The sequence below is a fragment of the Microbacterium yannicii genome (assembly GCF_024055635.1).
In the GTDB taxonomy this organism is placed as follows: Bacteria; Actinomycetota; Actinomycetes; order Actinomycetales; family Microbacteriaceae; genus Microbacterium; species Microbacterium yannicii.
On sequence record NZ_JAMXMB010000039.1, the window covers coordinates 92,279 to 107,572 of the forward strand.

Sequence of the window (15,294 nt, forward strand, 5' to 3'; positions counted from 1 at the left end):
ACCCCGCCGCGTCGACCCGCTTCTGAGGAGCTGATGTCCGCATGAAGCTCGAGCCCGTCGTCGGCGACGATCCCCGCGAGATCCTGCGGGCGCTGCGGGCCGCGCTGAACGGCGCCGGTCCCGCGCTCAGCCTCGGCCTCGTGAGCGGGCTGCCGCCGGAGGTCCGGCCGGGCACCGCCGTCGTCGTGACGACCTCGGGGTCGACCGGCGTTCCCAAGAGCGTCGTGCTCGGCCGCGACGCCCTCACCGCGAGCGCGATGGCGACCGCCGACCGCATCGGGGACGGCGCCTGGCTGCTCGCCCTGCCCGCGAGCTACGTGGCGGGGCTGCAGGTGCTCGTGCGCTCACTCGTCGCGGGCCGCGAGCCCGCGATCCTCTCCGGCGCGTTCACCCCGCAGTCCTTCGCCGCCGCCGCCCTGCTGATGGTGTCGTCGGAGCGAGGGGAACGCGTCCCGACCTACACGTCGCTCGTGCCGGCACAGCTCTCCAAGCTGCTCGATGCGGCCGCGCACGACAGCACGGTGCTCGCGGCCCTCCGCTCGTTCGAGACGATCCTCGTCGGCGGCCAGGCGCTGCCCGCCGCGACGCTGGAGCGCGCCGAGGCTGCCGGCGCGCGCATCGTCCGGACCTACGGCTCGACCGAGACCAGCGGTGGCTGCGTGTACGACGGTGTGCCGCTCGCGAACGTGCGGCTGCGTATCGAGCACGGTGAGGTCCAGGTGTCGGGACCCACTCTGGCCGCGGGCTACCTGGGTGATCAGGAGCGAACGGATGCCGCGTTCCTCCGCGACCGCGACGGCACGCGGTGGTACCGCACCGGCGACGCCGGCATCTTCGACGACGGCGTGCTGCGGGTGCGCGGGCGCATCGACAACGTCATCGTGTCGGGCGGCGTCAATATCTCCCTGGACCGCGTAGAGCGGATCGTGCGGGGGATACCGGGACTCGACACGGCGGTTGTCGTCGGGATTCCGGACGAGCGCTGGGGCGAGGCATCCGTCGTCGTCGCCTCCCGCGGCGAGGCGCTGCGCCGGAGCGAGGCCGTGCAGCTGCAGGAAGCCCGCGCGGCTGTGCAGGCCGAGATCGGCCCGCACGCGCGACCGTCGCGCCTCGTGCTGGTGGACGAGCTGGCCACGCTGCCGTCGGGCAAGCCCGACCGCGAAGCGATCCGCCGCGCCGTCCTCGCCCTGCACTGACCCGTCGCCGCTGCGTCGCCGCTGCGTCGGCGGCGCGGACACGGCGGCCGACCCCCGTCGTCCCCCCCGGTCGTTGAGCGAGCGAGGAACGAGCGAGACGAAACGCGCGCACCCGGCGCAGACGCGAGGTTCGAGGCGTTTCGTCTCGGTCGCTGGCGCTCCCTCGCTCAACGACCGAAGCTCAGGGTTCCCGTCTTCGCGCTGCCTTGTCAGCTCCCGGCACCGGGGTACGGGCCGGTCTGCACGACGCAGAACCGATTGCCCTCGGTGTCTTCGAGCACGACCCAGTCGGCGTCGTCCGGGTAGCCGTCCCAATCGACCTCGCGGGCGCCGAGGCCGAGCAGCCGCTGGATCTCGGCGGCCTGGTCCTCGGCGTACAGGTCGAGGTGGATCCGCGGCGGGAAGTGCTGGGGGTAGCCGGTGACCGACAGGGCGAGGCTCGCCCCGGGCGCTGCCCAATGGGCTTTGCCCGGCGGATCGAGGATGACCCAGTCGTCGCTGGGCTCGCTGCGGTTGTCGTACCCGAGTGCCGCGCGCCAGAAGTCGCCGGCGCGCCCGATGTCTTCGACCGTGAGGACGGTGGATCCGATGCTCAACATGGCCCCCATGATGGGGGAGGATGCCGACGTCCGGCAGGGGGCTTGACGTGCGGCGCTCCTCTTCATCGGCGCGACCCCTATGATGTGCATTCGTGGCAGGAACCCCCAGCAAGAAGCGCAGCACCGCGGCCCGCAAGAAGCAGCAACCCCGCGGGAATCCGCAGAAGGCGCGCGTCTCGCGCGACCCCGCGCGCATCCCGGAGCCCACGGTCGGGGACTGGATCGGCGCCGCGCGCCTGCGCACCCTGCCTCTCGCGGTCACGCCGATCCTCGTCGGCACGGGCGCGGCGATCCTGGTGACCGACGTCTTCCACTGGGTGATCGCACTGTTCTGCCTCATCGTCTCGGTGTCGCTGCAGATCGGCGTCAACTACGCCAACGACTACAGCGACGGCGTCCGCGGCACCGACGACTTCCGCGTGGGCCCGGCACGTCTCACCGCATCGCGTAAGGTCAAGCCGCGCACCGTGCTGTTCGTGGCGCTGGCCTTCTTCGCGATCGCCGCGGTCGCCGGGCTGGCGATCACGATCCGCACGCAGCAGTGGTGGCTCATCGCGGTCGGCGTCGTCTGCATCATCGCCGCGTGGTTCTACACCGGCGGCAAGCGTCCGTACGGCTACTACGGTCTGGGCGAGCTCTTCGTCTTCGTGTTCTTCGGTCTCGTCGCCACCCTCGGCACGACCTGGGTCCAGGCGCTCGCGCTGCCGCAGGAGGCCTGGTTCGGCGCCGTCGGAGTGGGACTCCTCGCCTGCGCGGTGCTGCTGGCCAACAACCTCCGCGACATCGACCAGGACCGCGTCGCGGGCAAGAAGACGCTCACGGTGCTCATCGGACGCACCGCCACACGGTGGCTGTTCACCGTGTTCGTGCTGGTGGCGTTCCTCATCGCGGCGTTCCTCGCGTGGATCGGCTACCCGATCGCCTGGCTCACGCTCCTCGCCCTCCTCGCCGGATTGCCCGCGATGCTCATCGTGTGGACCTACCGCGAACCGCGCGAGCTGGTGGTGGCGCTCGGGCTCACCTCACTGACCTCGGTGGCATACGGCGCGTTCCTCATGTGGGCCTTCATCGGCTGAGAACGGATGCCGCGGCGGCGCTGGGCTCCTCAGCCAGTGACGGCGGCACGGATCCGCTCGACCGGGAATTTGGGCGACCTGTCGTCGAACAGCAGGCCGTTCGTCTCCTGACCGGTGTCGGTGAGCTGGGTGTAACAGAACCCTGCCAGTGGCGAGGACTCCCGCACCGCGCGGAGGATCGCGGTCACCTGCCTCTCGAAGGCGGCGGGGTCGCTCGCCGACGAGTATCCCCAGTCGTCGGCACCGCCCGTCTCGAGGCTCACACCGCCGAACTCCGACAGGATCACCGGCGCAGCGCCGTCGTGTGGCCCGACCGTCATGCGCCGCCCGGCGGGGCCGAAGCCGTCGAGCATCTCGCGCAGCCGTGCCGGGTCTCCGTAGCGCTCCGTGAGGGAGTGGGCGTCGGGCTCGTAGTCGTGGATCGTGATGATGTCGGAGTCAGTGTGCTCCCAGCCGTCGTTGGAGATCACCGGCCGCGTGCCGTCGAGCGCGCGCGTCAGATCGCCGATCGACCGGCTGAAAGCCGCCTGCCGCGCGTCATGCGAGATGTGCTGAACGCCCCAGCTCTCGTTGAGTGGCACCCACACCACGACCGAGGGGTGTGACTGATCGCGTCGCACGAGCGCGGTCCATTCGTCCACGAGGCTGACAATGGCGCGCTCGTCGAAGGCGTAGGCGTTGGCGGTCTCGGCCCAGACCATGAGTCCCAGCCGGTCGGCCCAGAACAGGAATCGCGGGTCTTCGGCCTTCTGATGCACGCGTGCCGTGTTGAAGCCCAGTTCGAGGATGAGCTCGACCTCGCGTCGGAGCGTGTCGGCGGTGGCAGCGAGATGGGTGTCGGGCCAGTAATTCTGGGCGAGCACCGCGCGAACCGGGATCGGCCGATCGTTCAGCAGCAGGCTCGCGGCCGAGACCGACACCGATCGCAGGCCCACATAGCTGGCCACGGTGTCGATAGCAGTCCCCGATTCGCTCTCCAGAGTCACCGCCGCTGACAGCAGCGTCGGGCGCGCCGGACTCCACAGGAGCTCCTCGTACTGCTGACCATTGAGCTGGCGGGGGATGACGAGCCGGACAGGACAGTGCCGCCGTCCGCCGGTCCGCACGCGCACGTCGGCGAGCCGCTCGCCGTCATGGGAGATCGAGACCCGTACCCACGCGTCGCGTGGGATGGCGCCCGACAAGGCGACATCCACGTCCACGGTCGCAGTCGGCAGATCCGTGCGCCAAGTGAGGGTCTCGACAGCTGCCTCCGGCACGCATTCCAGCCAGACGGGCTGCCAGATGCCTGTTGTCCGGTGGTACCAGATCGAGTGCGGGCGTTCCCGCCAGTCCTGCTTGCCCCGAAGCACCGACACGTCTTCGGGCAGGTCGATCGCGCGCACGATCAGCGCATTGTCGCCCTGTGGATCCACCGCGCGGGTGATGTCGGCGTGGAACGGCGACTGACCGCCGGAGTGGGTCGCCACGAGACGGCCGTTCACCCACACCTCCGCCGCGTGGTCCACCGCGCCCAAGTGCAGCAGCACGCGCGGACTTTCGGCGCCGAACCCCGCATCGGCGAGTTCGGCGCGGCCGAAGGAACGCCGGTACCAGACGCACGGAGTGAATCCGGTCTCGCCGATGCCGGATGCCGGTGACTCGGGCGGGAAAGGGACGACGATGCGCCGGTCGAAGACGATGTCGTCCACCTGCCCGGCCATCCCGTCGTCGCGCGCGAAGTCCCACTCGCCCGACAGGTCATGCCACTGGGGGCGCACGAGCTGGGGTCTCGGATACGTTCCGTCCTGCGCCGTGGCGTCCACTGCTCCGTGGCTGCTCATTCGGTCGGTCCTTTCGTGCTCGCCCGGTGTGCGACGGTGAAACCCACCGTGTGGATGCCCGGGGTCGGCGGCCCCTCGTAGATCAGGTCGATCGCGAGCCGGGCCAGCGCCGGCGTATCCGGCGAGATCGAGCTGAGCGCGGGCGTGCTGTAGCGAGACTCCTCGATGTCGTCGAAGCCGATCACCGCGATGTCGTCGGGCACCCGTACGCCGCCCGTGATGAGGACGTGCATCGCGCCGAGGGCGAGGAGGTCGTTGAAGGCGAAGACGGCGTCGGGCTCCGCGCCGGATTCCAGGATGCGGCGGGCCGCCGCGGCCCCATCGGCACGATGGAATTCGTCGACCTCGAACACCAGGCGGTCGTCATACTCGATGCCCGCGGCCTCCAGGGCCATGCGGTAGCCCGCCAGGCGGAGTACGGCGGTCTCGTTCGGACCGGTGGTCTGGGCTCCGATCGCGGCGATCCGCCGGCAGCCGAGCGACAGCAGATGCTCCGTCGCCGTCGCGGCCGCCGCGGTGTTGTCGACGGTGACGTGTGCGAAGCCGCCGTCGCCGATGTGCTCACCCAGCAGCACCAGGGGAGTGGGGTCGATGCGTGTGTCCAGATCCTTGGCACCCAGGGCCAGGGGGCTCATGATCAGCCCGTCCATGACCGGAGCGTCGATGCCGTCGCTGATGCGGCGCTCGATGTCGGCGCGACCGTCGGTCTGATGCACGAGGACCGTGATCGACCGCTCTTGGGCGGCGCGCACGAGTTCCGAGGCGAGTTCGGCGAAGTAGGGCTGGCTGAGCTCGGGGAGGGCGAGAGCGATCATGCGGCTTCTTCCGCTGCGCAGTTGCCGAGCGGCGACGTTCGGCCGATAGCCCAGTTCGCTGATGGCCTCCCGTACCCGAGCGGCCAACTCATCGGTGACCCACCCCGTGCCGTTCACGACGTTCGACACCGTCTTGGCGGAGACGCCGACCCGCGCCGCCACGTCTTTGAGCGTCGTCCGCGTCATCGCCTCCACCCCTTCCTGCGATCCGGCGTCGCTCACACTCTCACGAGTCGCCTGTCTTGTTCAACGATTACCGGTCATGTATAACAGTATTCGATCCCATCGTTCAACGTTGAACGGCACTCGAAGGAGAAAGATCGATGAACGCACAGCAACCACTCCGCAGCGCCCGCCGCGGTCACCTCCGCGTCGTGACGGCGACGACGGCAATCATCGCCATCTCGACGCTGACGCTCGCCGGCTGCGCCGGCCAGGGGTCCGGCAGCGCCGACGACACCACCACCGACGGAAAGATCGTCCTGAGCTTCTGGAACGGTTTCACAGGCCCGGACGGGCCCGCGCTTCAGCAGGTCGTCGACGACTTCAACGACTCCCAGGATGAGATCGAAGTCAAGACGAACATCATGCCCTGGGACACGCTGTACCAGAAGGTGCTCACGTCGGTCGCGGGCAACAACGGTCCCGACATCATCGCGATGTCGGCTTCCCGTATCCCGCAATTCGCCGATGAAGGCATGTTCATGCCCGTCGATGACTACTACGACGATGAGGCCAACGACGCCGCCGCGCTGACCCCGGCCGCCGTCGAGGCGTCGATGTTCGACGGAGCGAACTACGGCGTACCGGTCAACTACGCCACCATGATGATGTACTACAACAAGGACCTCTTCACCGCGGCGGGACTCGATCCCGAAGCGCCGCCCACGACGTGGGACGAGTTCGCCGCGATGGTGCCGCAGCTGTCGACAGATGACAACGGCGACGGCAAGCCCGACGTATACGCGATCGCCCTCGCCGATCACGAGACTGTGCCGATCTTCCCCTCGCTGCTGTGGGGGACAGGCGGTGGCATCGTGTCGGAAGATGGCACGACGTCGATGCTCGGCGACCCCGCGTCGATCGAGGCACTCGAGTTCTGGGTCGACCTGGTCACCGAGCAGAAGGCAGCGCCTGTGGGGCTCTCCGGCGCCGACGCCGACAAGCTCTTCCAGACGGAGAAGGCGGCCATCGAGATCGTCGGGCCGTGGATGACGACCGGCTTCGACGAGGCGGACATCAACTACGGCTTGGCGAAGCCGTTCGGGGGGCCCGTCGATGACGCGGTGCTTGCCGACGTCGTGTCGATGGGTATCCCGTCGAACGCGAGCGACGAGGTCAAGGAGGCGGCTTACAAGTTCTTCGCGTACTGGAACTCGCCGGACGGCCAGATCACGTGGGCCAACGGGTCCGGCTTCCCGCCCACGCGGGCGGACGTCTCCGACCAGATCACCGAGAGCCCGTATCCGGCCATCTTCGGCGCTCCCGACGTCGCCGACAGCGCGCGCGTGCTCATGCCCGGTGTGGCGGCAGGCGGGCCGATTCTGGAGACGGTGTTCACACCTGCCCTCCAGCGGGCGCTCAATGGAGAGGGGACGGTCGAGGAGATCTTCACACAGGCGTCCGAAGAGGCTCAGGCCGAGCTCGACAAGTGACCGTATGTGAGGCGGGTGGTGCGCGTCGCGCCACCCGCCCCTCACGGGAAGGCTCTTCATGACCACCACGATCGCCGTACCCCCCGCGACCGGAACGAGCTCCGCGGCCCCTCGTCGCCGCCTGCGGGCGGGCGGACGCCGCGCCCTCACCGCTTGGCTGTTCCTGGCACCGTCGCTCATCATCCTGGTCGCGTTCACGCTGTACCCGATGATCCAGGCCGTGTACCTGTCGTTCACGGACTACAACCTCATCCGTGCAGCCGAGTTCGTCGGCCTGTCGAACTACGTCGAGCTGTTCCAATCGGCGCCCTTCTGGAACGCGTTCACCAACACGGTGGTGTACGCGCTGGTGGTCACTCCGGTGACCGTGATCCTCGCTCTTCTCTTCGCCATCATGCTGAACCAGGCGTTCCGCGGTCGGGCATTCGCACGCACGGCCATCTTTCTGCCCTTCATCGTGTCGCTCGGCATCATCGCGATCGCGTGGGCGTTCCTCCTGGACCCCAACATCGGTCTGCTGTCCTACTGGCTCGGCTTCGTCGGCATCGTGCCGGAGCAGGGATGGCTCAGCGATCCGCGCTACGCCATGGGTGCGGTCATGCTCGTGGGCGTGTGGAAGAACGTCGGCTTCTACATGGTGATCTACCTGGCTGGACTGCAGTCCATTCCGGTGGACATGTACGAGGCCGCCCGTCTCGACGGCGCGGGGCCCTGGCAGCGGTTCCGCAGCATCACGCTGCCACTCCTGTCGAACCAGACGCTTCTCGTGATGGTGCTGGCGCTGATCGCGACGCTGCAGGCCTTCGATCAGATCTACGTGATGACCCGGGGCGGGCCGTTCTTCCGCACGGAGACCCTCGTGATGCTCATCTACCGCGAGGGCTTCCAGGAGCTCCGCTTCGGCTACGCGTCGGCGATCTCATTCGTCCTGCTGATATTCGTGTTCATCCTGTCGATGATCCAGTTCGGCTACCTTCGCCGGAAGCAGGTGACCTACTGATGGCTGTGACAGCTCTCCCCACCGTCGAGGATGATCGCGCCGCGGCGGCGCGTCGCCCTGCACGCGGGCGCGCCGCGCGCCTGCAGCGCAGCACGAGCTGGCTGCTCGCGATCGTGTCCACGATCATCGGGCTGCTCATGCTGCTGCCGATCATCTGGATGGTGTTCACCGCGTTCAAACCGGAGGCAGACATCGTCAGCTACCCGCCCACGCTGTGGCCGCGGGAGCTGACGCTGGACCACTTCATCGACGTGTGGAACCGCATCCCGTTCGCCCGGCTCTACATCAACACGATCATCTTCGCGGGCGGCGTCACGGTCATCTCGCTGCTCTTCGACTCGATGGCCGCCTACGCCCTGGCGCGGCTCCCGTTCAAAGGGCGGGGCGTCGTCTTCGTCGGCATCCTGCTCCTGCTCATGCTGCCGTTCCAGGTGACGCTCATCCCCCTCTACGACATGCTCAACGGGATGGGGCTGACGAACACGCTGCCGGGTCTCATCATCCCGAGGATGACCAACGCGTTCGGCATCTTCTTCCTGACGCAGTTCTTCCTGTCCCTTCCGAAGGATCTGGAAGAGGCTGCGCGCGTTGACGGGGCGTCGGAGTGGCGCATCTATTCGGGAATCATCATGCCGCTCGCCAAGCCTGCGCTGCTCACACTGGGTCTGTTCCACTTCCAGTACAACTGGAACGATCTGCTCTGGCCGCTGGTCATGTCGTCGGAGGTGCAGACCTCGACGCTTCCGGCCGGGCTTGCCCTGTTCATGGGACAGCATGTCGTGGAGTACGGACTCCTGATGGCCGGCTCTCTGCTCGCGCTGCTGCCCGTGATCGTGTTCTTCCTCCTCATCCAGAAGAGCTTCGTCGCGGGCATCGCCACGACGGGACTGAAATGAGCTGTCCCGTGATCACGCGGGCACGACCCCTGAGAAAGGATGCCGAATGACCGGCGCCCCCTGGTATCGCGACGGCCGACTCCGCTACGGCGTAGGGATCGAGGACACCTTCATCCCGCAGGAGCGGATCGGGCATCGCAAGCTCGACGAGTACGAGCTGACTCAGCACTATGCGCGCTGGGAGGAAGATCTCGAGCTCGTCGCGCAGAGCGGCGCAGAGTTCCTCCGCTGGGGGATCCCCTGGTACCTCGTGGAGCCTGAGCCGGGCGTGTTCGACTGGTCGTGGATCGACCGGGTGGCCGCGAAGATGGAGCAACTGGGTCTGCGCTGCATCGTCGACCTGATGCACTACGGAACGCCGCTGTGGCTCGAGAATTCGTTCCTCAACGCTGACTACCCGAAGCGGGTCGCGGCGTACGCGCGGGCCGTCGCCGAGCGCTATCGCGACGTCTGGTCCGACTTCACGCCGCTCAACGAACCCGTGGTGAACGCGGAGTGGTGTGGTGAGAACGGCGCGTGGCCGCCCTATCTCGTCGGCCATGACGGCTTCGTCAAGGTGACGATGCAGTTGGCGCGGGGGATGGTGTGCACGCAGCAGGAGATCGCACGCGTGCACCCCGATGCCGTCTTCGTGCACGTCGACGCCGGCTTCCGTTACGAGGGCGAGACGTCGCCGGTGTCGCGCGAGTTCCTGGAGGAGCGCAGGTTCGTCGCGCTCGATCTGATCACCGGCCGCGTGGAGTCCGACTCGGTGCTCGGCGTCTGGCTGGCATCCCACGGCGTCTCGGCCGCCGAACTCCAGTGGTTCCGCGACAACGCTGTGACGCCCGACGTCATCGGCATCAACTACTACCCGCGCTTCACGACGGCTCGCATCGAGGACGGCGTGATGACCCCTCAGCGAGCGGATGCCGCAGGCCTGCGGGATCTCGTGCAGCTCTACTCCGCCCGGTACGGCGGGCCGCTCGCGATCACCGAGTCGTCGCTCGTCGGCACCCCCGGAGAGAAGGAGGAGTGGCTGCGCGACTCGGCGGAGGAGCTGGCCGCCCTGCGCTCCGAAGGCCACGACATCGTGGGTTTCACGTGGTTCCCGTTCTTCACGCTCGTGGACTGGCTGTACCGCTACGACCAGAAGCAGCCCGACGAATGGTTCCGGGAGTTCGGTCTGATCGACCTCGTCCGCGGCGCCGACCAGGGGCTGGAGCGGGTGCCGAACAGCTCGCTCCAGGTCTTCCAGGAGCTGGCGGCGCGGAGTCGCTGATCAGGCGGCCGTGTCGGGCTTGTCGGCGTCGGGCGCCGGGGGAGGGGCGACGGCGTCGGCCGCGGCATCCTCCGCCTGCTCGTCCGTAGCCACGGACCGCGACCGCTCGCGGCGCTCGGCGAGGCCTGAGGTCGCGTCGGCCAGCGGCTTGCGCAGGAAGAGCACCGACAGGCTGAGGCCGATGAGTGCGGCGAAGATGGCCGCGAGCCAGTAGTACTCCTGCATGATCGGGAACAGCATGAGGATGCCGAACGGCACGAGGAATGCCAGCAGCCGCAGCACCGAGTAGACGATGGCCGAGCGCGCTTTCACCCGTCCATCCTACGTTCGCGGCGCACGCGGGTTTTCGGCGACGGTTGCGTCACGGAGCAATGCCGGCCGCCCACACCGGGCCCCGCCCGCCTAGGATGGGAAGATGCCTCGGGTGCTGTTGATTCTGGCCCTGGTGGCGACCGCGTTCTGGGTCTTCACCATCGTCGATTGCGCGGTCCAGCCCCCGAACCGGCACCGCGGGGTGAGCAAGCCGGTGTGGATCCTCATCGTGATCCTCCTGCCCGTGCTCGGCGGCATCCTCTGGCTCATCGTCGGACGCATGCGCGCCTCGACCGTCGCCGCCCGTCGTGCGCCGGACGACGATCCCGAATTCCTCGGCCGCATCGGCAGCATCAGCGACCAGGACGAGCGCATCCGCCGCCTGGAGGAGGAGCTCGCACAGCTCGACTCCGAGAGCGACGATCCCCGGTGGAACCCGCCGGGCACACCGGCGGCATCCGACGACACAGCCGCGCCGGGCGGAATCGCTCCTGCCGCCGCCGGAGGGACGACCGCGCCTGGCACCCCGCCGCAGTCGAAGCCGCCGACCCGGCCCGCCGAGGGCGACGACGACGCCCGCGGTCAGCGCGGGGCCATCGGCTGACGTGAGCGGGACGCGCGCCGACGACGGCGCTCTCGACTCCGCGCCCGCGAGCGATGCCGCGGCGGCGCTGCTGTGCCGGCTCGTGGAACTCGGGGTCCGCCACATCGTGCTGAGCCCCGGCTCGCGGTCGCAGGCACTCGCGCTGGTCGCCGCCGAGCTCGAGCGCCGTGGCGCGATCCGCCTGCACGTCCGCATCGACGAGCGGGTCGCCGGCTTCACGGCGCTCGGCATCGGACGCGAGACACGGATGCCGGCGGCCGTGATCTGCACGTCGGGCACCGCGGTCGCCAACCTGCTGCCGGCCGCGCTCGAAGCCCACCACGCCGGCGTGCCGCTGCTGCTGCTCACGGCCGATCGGCCGCCGGAGCTGCGCGGCGTCGGCGCCAACCAGACCACCCGTCAGCCGGGGATGTTCGCGCCGACCGTGCGGCTCGAAGCCGATGTGCCCGTGCCGGAGGCGGTCGATCCCGACGGCACGCACGAGCAGAGCGTGATGCTGCGGGCGCTGGCCGACGAGGCCGTCGCCGCCGCGCTGGGTGCCGGCACGCGGGCGCCGGGCCCCGTGCACCTGAACCTGCCGTACCGCGAGCCGTTGGCCGGAGCGCTCCCCGCCTGGATGGGCGTGCCCGCGTCGGAGCTCGAGACCGCCGTCGACGACGACCCCGACGGGCCGCCCGTCGACGCCGAGGTCGAGGACGAGGCATCCGGCGCGCTGTACCAGGGCGGCGGCGGCATCGGCGAGTCCGACGTCCCGACCGAGCCGGAGGATGCGCCGCTCGTCCTCGAACGAGGACCACGCACGATCGTGCTCGCGGGCGCCGACGCCGGCCCCGATGCCGAGGAGCTCGCGCACGTGGGCGGGTGGCCGCTCATCGCCGAGATCGTCAGCGGTGCCCGTTACGGACGCCAGCTCGTGCACGGGTACCGTGAGCTGCTGCGCGACCCCGAGCTCGGCGGGCGCGTCGAGCGCGTCGTCGTGCTCGGGCATCCGACCCTCAGCCGCGAGACCGCGAGGTTGCTGGCGGATGCCGATATCGAGGTCGTGGCCGTGCGCGGCCCCGGCGAGCCCCTCAACCTCAACGGCGCGACGTTCGCGGCCGACCGCATCGCCGTCGCGACCGGCGACCCCGACCGCGACTGGCTCGGGGAGTGGCTGCAGGCGTCGCGCGCGGCATCCGTCGATCTCACCCCGCCCGCCCCCGACGCCGACGGTCTCTCGTCTGCTGTACCGGGTGAGCGGCTGGGCGCCATCGCCGCCGAGCTCGAGGTCATCCGCGCGCCGATCGATCGCGCAGCGCTGGTCGACGCCGTCTGGCGGGCCACGTGGCCTCACGACCGACTCGTGTTCGGCTCATCGCGGCTGGTGCGCGTGGCCGATGAGGTGCTGCCCGGTAAGAAGGTGCCGGTGCACGCCAACCGCGGGCTCGCGGGCATCGACGGCACGGTCGCCACGGCCACCGGCATCGCGCTGGCGAGCCAGACGGCCGGCAGCCCGGGCGTCACGCGCGTGATCCTCGGCGACCTCGCCGTGCTGCATGACGTCGGCGCCCTGCTGCTGCCTCCGCACGAGCAGGAGCCGCGGCTGCAGCTGGTGGTCGGCAACGACGGCGGCGGCACGATCTTCGACGGGCTGGAAGTGGCAGCCGTGGCCGGCTCGGACGTGATGGATCGGGTGCTCTACACGCCGCACACGGTGCACCTCGAGCAGCTGGCTCTCGCCTACGGCTGGGAGTACCTCCGGGTCACGACGCGCTCCGCACTCGACCAGGCGCTCACCTCGCCGATCGAGGGCCGACAGCTCATCGAAGTGCCGCTGGGACGCTGAGCCGCGGCATCCGCCATGATGGCTCCATGATCGCCTCGAGTCAGAAGCACTGGAGCGGCGACGTCGCCGATCTCCTCCGTGTCGGCGAGGGCTTCGTGCTCGCCGACGTCGACACCCGTTCGACGCCCGGGTATGCGAAGGACAAGGTGCACGCCGCCGAGGACCTGAAGGCCGGCGCCCGGGAGCTCGACGAGTATCAGGAGCGGCTGTTCGCGCGCAGCCGTGTCGATGCGACGGATGCCGCCGTCCTGCTGGTGCTGCAGGCGATGGATTCCGCGGGCAAGGGCGGCATCATCCGGCACGTGGTCGGCTCGGTCGACCCGCAGGGCGTCGTGCTCTCGGCCTTCAAGAAGCCGACGCCCGAGGAGCTCGAACACGACTTCCTGTGGCGGGTGGAACAGCGTCTGCCGGCGTCGGGCCTGATCGGCGTGTTCGACCGCTCGCACTACGAGGATGTCCTCATCGGCCGGGTGCGCCAGCTCGCGCCGGCGGAGGAGATCGAGCGTCGCTACACCGCGATCAACGACTTCGAGAAGCGCCTCACCAAGACCGGCACGCGGGTGGTAAAAGTGATGCTGCACATCTCGCCCGACGAGCAGAAGTCGCGGCTCATGGAACGGCTCGAGCGCCCCGACAAGCACTGGAAGTACAACCCGGGCGATGTCGACGAGCGGGAGCTCTGGCCGTCGTACATGGCGGCGTATCAGACGGTCTTCGAGCGCACCTCGACCGAGCACGCTCCGTGGCACGTCGTTCCTGCCGACCGCAAGTGGTACGCACGCCTCGCGGTGCAGCACCTGCTGCTGGAGGCGCTCGAAGAGATCGACCCGCACTGGCCCGCCGCGACCTTCGACGTCGAGGCCGAGAAGAAGAGGCTCACCGCGAGCTGACCTCGGGCCGCTCCCTCTCAATCGCACTCGCGTCGGGGTGATATCGGCCTGGTCAAGTATTCCATGGTCACAGGTACTTGATGTGATACAGTACTGGACATGACACAAGACGACGCGTTCGCGGCCGACCTGCTGCGCGGTCATACCGACACGATCGTGCTCGGGGTGCTCCGGCGCGGCGACGCGTACGGCTTCGAGATCTACAAGGCCATCCGCGACGCGACCGGCGGTCAGCACGAGATCAAAGAGGCCACGCTGTACGCCACGTACCGCCGCCTCGAGAAGGACGGCCTGGTCGAGTCCTACTGGGGCGACGAATCCCAGGGCGGCCGCCGCAAGTACTACCGCATCACCGACGCCGGCCGAGCCGTGTTCCGCGGCAACGTCGCGGCATGGACCGCGACCCGGCGCATCATAGACGCCCTGCTCGACGTGAAGGAGAGCCAGCAATGAACCCCGACATCCACCGTCTCCTCGACGAAGCCTTCCAGGGCATCGAGATGACACCCGACGCCCAGGACCTGAAGGAGGAGATGCGCGCGAACCTGATGGCGCGCGCGGACGAGCTCGCGGCAGCCGGCGCCACGCCGGACGATGCCGCGCGCCAGGCGATCGCCGAGCTCGGCGACGTGCGCGCCCTGCTCGATGAGACGCCCGATGCCGCACCGCAGCGCGGAGCCGACGACTACGCGTCGCTCGTCCTGCGCCATCACGTGCGTCCCAAGCCGGGGTTCGTCGTGCGGGCCGTGGTGTGGTCGATCGCTGCGGTGGTCGGGATCACGCTCGGGATCCTGGGTGCGACGGGGGTGCTGCCGCTGTCACTCGGTCCGCAGATCGCGCTGTTCGGCCTCGCGTCGACGGGGATCGCGCTCCTGGTCGGCGACTCGCTCTCCCAAGAGACCACGACGAATCACCCGCTGCCGCAGAACCGGGCTGCCGGGTATTTCCTCGCGACGCTGCTGGGTGCCTACGGGCTCGGCTTCGCGGCTCTCGTCGCGTTCGGCACGATGCCCGTCTGGGGCGTCGTGTTCGCGGCGCTGGGAGTGATCGCCTCGATCGTCCTCTTCTCGTTCCTCGGCGCGACCCAGACGAACCGCCACAAGGCCTGGACCCGCGAGGCGCTGCGGAACGAGCCGCCCAACCGGTTCGAGCGCGAGCCCGAGACCGCCGCGCGCTTCGGCGTGTACACCGCCGCGATCTGGCTGGTCACCTTCGCCGTCATCGCGGTGCTGGTGTTCACGGTCGGCTGGTGGTGGGCGCCGGTCGCCTTCGTGGCGGGCTTCGCCCTCATGATGCTCGTGCTCGCCCGCATGCTCTTCACCTCCGACAAGCCCGCCGGTCG

15 protein-coding genes are annotated in these 15,294 nt (G+C 69.1%); 11 read left to right on the forward strand and 4 right to left on the reverse strand.

The genetic code is table 11. The features are described 5' to 3' along the window. The first annotated feature begins 41 nt into the window (after positions 1-41). Entirely contained in the window at positions 42-1,196 is a 1,155-nt protein-coding gene (locus tag NCG93_RS17615) for an AMP-binding protein (RefSeq protein WP_194413044.1), read from the forward strand. Between the two features lie 209 nt (positions 1,197-1,405). On the opposite strand, the gene NCG93_RS17620 is transcribed toward NCG93_RS17615, so the two are convergent. Then, a complete protein-coding gene (locus NCG93_RS17620; RefSeq protein ID WP_194413045.1) occupies positions 1,406-1,795 on the reverse strand; it encodes a VOC family protein in 390 nt (129 codons plus the stop codon). Between the two features lie 92 nt (positions 1,796-1,887). On the opposite strand from NCG93_RS17620, the gene NCG93_RS17625 reads away from it, so the two are divergent. Next, entirely contained in the window at positions 1,888-2,871 is a 984-nt protein-coding gene (locus NCG93_RS17625) for a 1,4-dihydroxy-2-naphthoate polyprenyltransferase (RefSeq protein ID WP_194413046.1), read from the forward strand. 29 nt (positions 2,872-2,900) lie between these two features. Here NCG93_RS17625 and NCG93_RS17630 read toward each other — a convergent pair whose 3' ends face one another. Further along, positions 2,901-4,694 carry a glycoside hydrolase family 2 protein gene (locus NCG93_RS17630; protein WP_194413047.1) on the reverse strand — a complete coding sequence of 598 codons (1,794 nt, stop codon included), beginning with the start codon at positions 4,692-4,694 and terminating at the stop codon, positions 2,901-2,903. Further along, positions 4,691-5,695 (reverse strand): LacI family DNA-binding transcriptional regulator, encoded by a 1,005-nt coding sequence (locus NCG93_RS17635; RefSeq protein ID WP_194413048.1) that lies wholly within the window; start codon positions 5,693-5,695, stop codon positions 4,691-4,693. Before NCG93_RS17635 ends, NCG93_RS17630 begins: the two co-directional genes overlap by 4 nt. Positions 5,696-5,832: 137 nt before the next feature. Between NCG93_RS17635 and NCG93_RS17640 the strand changes: the two genes are divergently transcribed. Genes NCG93_RS17640 through NCG93_RS17655 form a run of 4 tightly spaced genes read left to right on the forward strand, consistent with a single transcriptional unit; the run spans position 5,833 to position 10,321 of the window. Further along, positions 5,833-7,164: an ABC transporter substrate-binding protein gene (locus tag NCG93_RS17640; RefSeq protein ID WP_194413049.1), complete on the forward strand. Its 1,332-nt coding sequence runs from the start codon at positions 5,833-5,835 to the stop codon at positions 7,162-7,164. A gap of 58 nt (positions 7,165-7,222) precedes the next feature. Further along, positions 7,223-8,164 carry a carbohydrate ABC transporter permease gene (locus tag NCG93_RS17645; protein ID WP_194413050.1) on the forward strand — a complete coding sequence of 314 codons (942 nt, stop codon included), beginning with the start codon at positions 7,223-7,225 and terminating at the stop codon, positions 8,162-8,164. Continuing rightward, on the forward strand, positions 8,164-9,060 hold the full coding sequence (locus NCG93_RS17650; RefSeq protein WP_241741588.1) for a carbohydrate ABC transporter permease: 897 nt from the start codon (positions 8,164-8,166) through the stop codon (positions 9,058-9,060). The genes NCG93_RS17645 and NCG93_RS17650 overlap by 1 nt, the downstream gene beginning before the upstream one ends. Positions 9,061-9,106: 46 nt before the next feature. After that, the gene (locus NCG93_RS17655) at positions 9,107-10,321 is read left to right on the forward strand and encodes a family 1 glycosylhydrolase (protein ID WP_194413051.1); all 1,215 of its coding nucleotides are present in this window, start codon (positions 9,107-9,109) and stop codon (positions 10,319-10,321) included. Here the strand turns inward: NCG93_RS17655 and NCG93_RS17660 are convergent, their stop codons facing one another. Next, complete coding sequence (locus NCG93_RS17660; RefSeq protein WP_194413052.1) at positions 10,322-10,633, reverse strand: DUF4229 domain-containing protein; 312 nt, start codon at positions 10,631-10,633, stop codon at positions 10,322-10,324. It lies immediately after the preceding gene. Between the two features lie 103 nt (positions 10,634-10,736). Between NCG93_RS17660 and NCG93_RS17665 the strand changes: the two genes are divergently transcribed. The 5 genes from NCG93_RS17665 to NCG93_RS17685 form a co-directional block, all read left to right on the forward strand. Then, a complete protein-coding gene (locus tag NCG93_RS17665) occupies positions 10,737-11,237 on the forward strand; it encodes a PLD nuclease N-terminal domain-containing protein (RefSeq protein ID WP_194413053.1) in 501 nt (166 codons plus the stop codon). 1 nt (position 11,238) lies between these two features. Further along, complete coding sequence (gene menD / locus NCG93_RS17670; RefSeq protein WP_194413054.1) at positions 11,239-13,062, forward strand: 2-succinyl-5-enolpyruvyl-6-hydroxy-3-cyclohexene-1-carboxylic-acid synthase; 1,824 nt, start codon at positions 11,239-11,241, stop codon at positions 13,060-13,062. A gap of 26 nt (positions 13,063-13,088) precedes the next feature. Then, positions 13,089-13,952 (forward strand): polyphosphate kinase 2 family protein, encoded by an 864-nt coding sequence (locus NCG93_RS17675; protein ID WP_194413055.1) that lies wholly within the window; start codon positions 13,089-13,091, stop codon positions 13,950-13,952. Between the two features lie 99 nt (positions 13,953-14,051). Further along, complete coding sequence (locus NCG93_RS17680) at positions 14,052-14,405, forward strand: PadR family transcriptional regulator (RefSeq protein ID WP_194413056.1); 354 nt, start codon at positions 14,052-14,054, stop codon at positions 14,403-14,405. Then, the coding region (locus NCG93_RS17685) for a permease prefix domain 1-containing protein (RefSeq protein ID WP_194413057.1) at positions 14,402-15,294 on the forward strand (893 nt) is incomplete at its 3' end. The genes NCG93_RS17680 and NCG93_RS17685, both read left to right, overlap by 4 nt.

Bases quoted from the DNA above. Each gene is read 5' to 3' on its own strand.
- NCG93_RS17615 (WP_194413044.1), top strand. From the start codon at position 42: ATGAAGCTCGAGCCCGTCGTCGGCGACGATCCCCGCGAGATCCTGCGG.
- NCG93_RS17620 (WP_194413045.1), bottom strand. From the start codon at position 1,795: ATGTTGAGCATCGGATCCACCGTCCTCACGGTCGAAGACATCGGGCGC.
- NCG93_RS17630 (WP_194413047.1), bottom strand. From the start codon at position 4,694: ATGAGCAGCCACGGAGCAGTGGACGCCACGGCGCAGGACGGAACGTAT.
- NCG93_RS17635 (WP_194413048.1), bottom strand. From the start codon at position 5,695: ATGACGCGGACGACGCTCAAAGACGTGGCGGCGCGGGTCGGCGTCTCC.
- NCG93_RS17640 (WP_194413049.1), top strand. From the start codon at position 5,833: ATGAACGCACAGCAACCACTCCGCAGCGCCCGCCGCGGTCACCTCCGC.
- NCG93_RS17645 (WP_194413050.1), top strand. From the start codon at position 7,223: ATGACCACCACGATCGCCGTACCCCCCGCGACCGGAACGAGCTCCGCG.
- NCG93_RS17650 (WP_241741588.1), top strand. From the start codon at position 8,164: ATGGCTGTGACAGCTCTCCCCACCGTCGAGGATGATCGCGCCGCGGCG.
- NCG93_RS17655 (WP_194413051.1), top strand. From the start codon at position 9,107: ATGACCGGCGCCCCCTGGTATCGCGACGGCCGACTCCGCTACGGCGTA.
- NCG93_RS17665 (WP_194413053.1), top strand. From the start codon at position 10,737: ATGCCTCGGGTGCTGTTGATTCTGGCCCTGGTGGCGACCGCGTTCTGG.
- NCG93_RS17675 (WP_194413055.1), top strand. From the start codon at position 13,089: ATGATCGCCTCGAGTCAGAAGCACTGGAGCGGCGACGTCGCCGATCTC.
- NCG93_RS17680 (WP_194413056.1), top strand. From the start codon at position 14,052: ATGACACAAGACGACGCGTTCGCGGCCGACCTGCTGCGCGGTCATACC.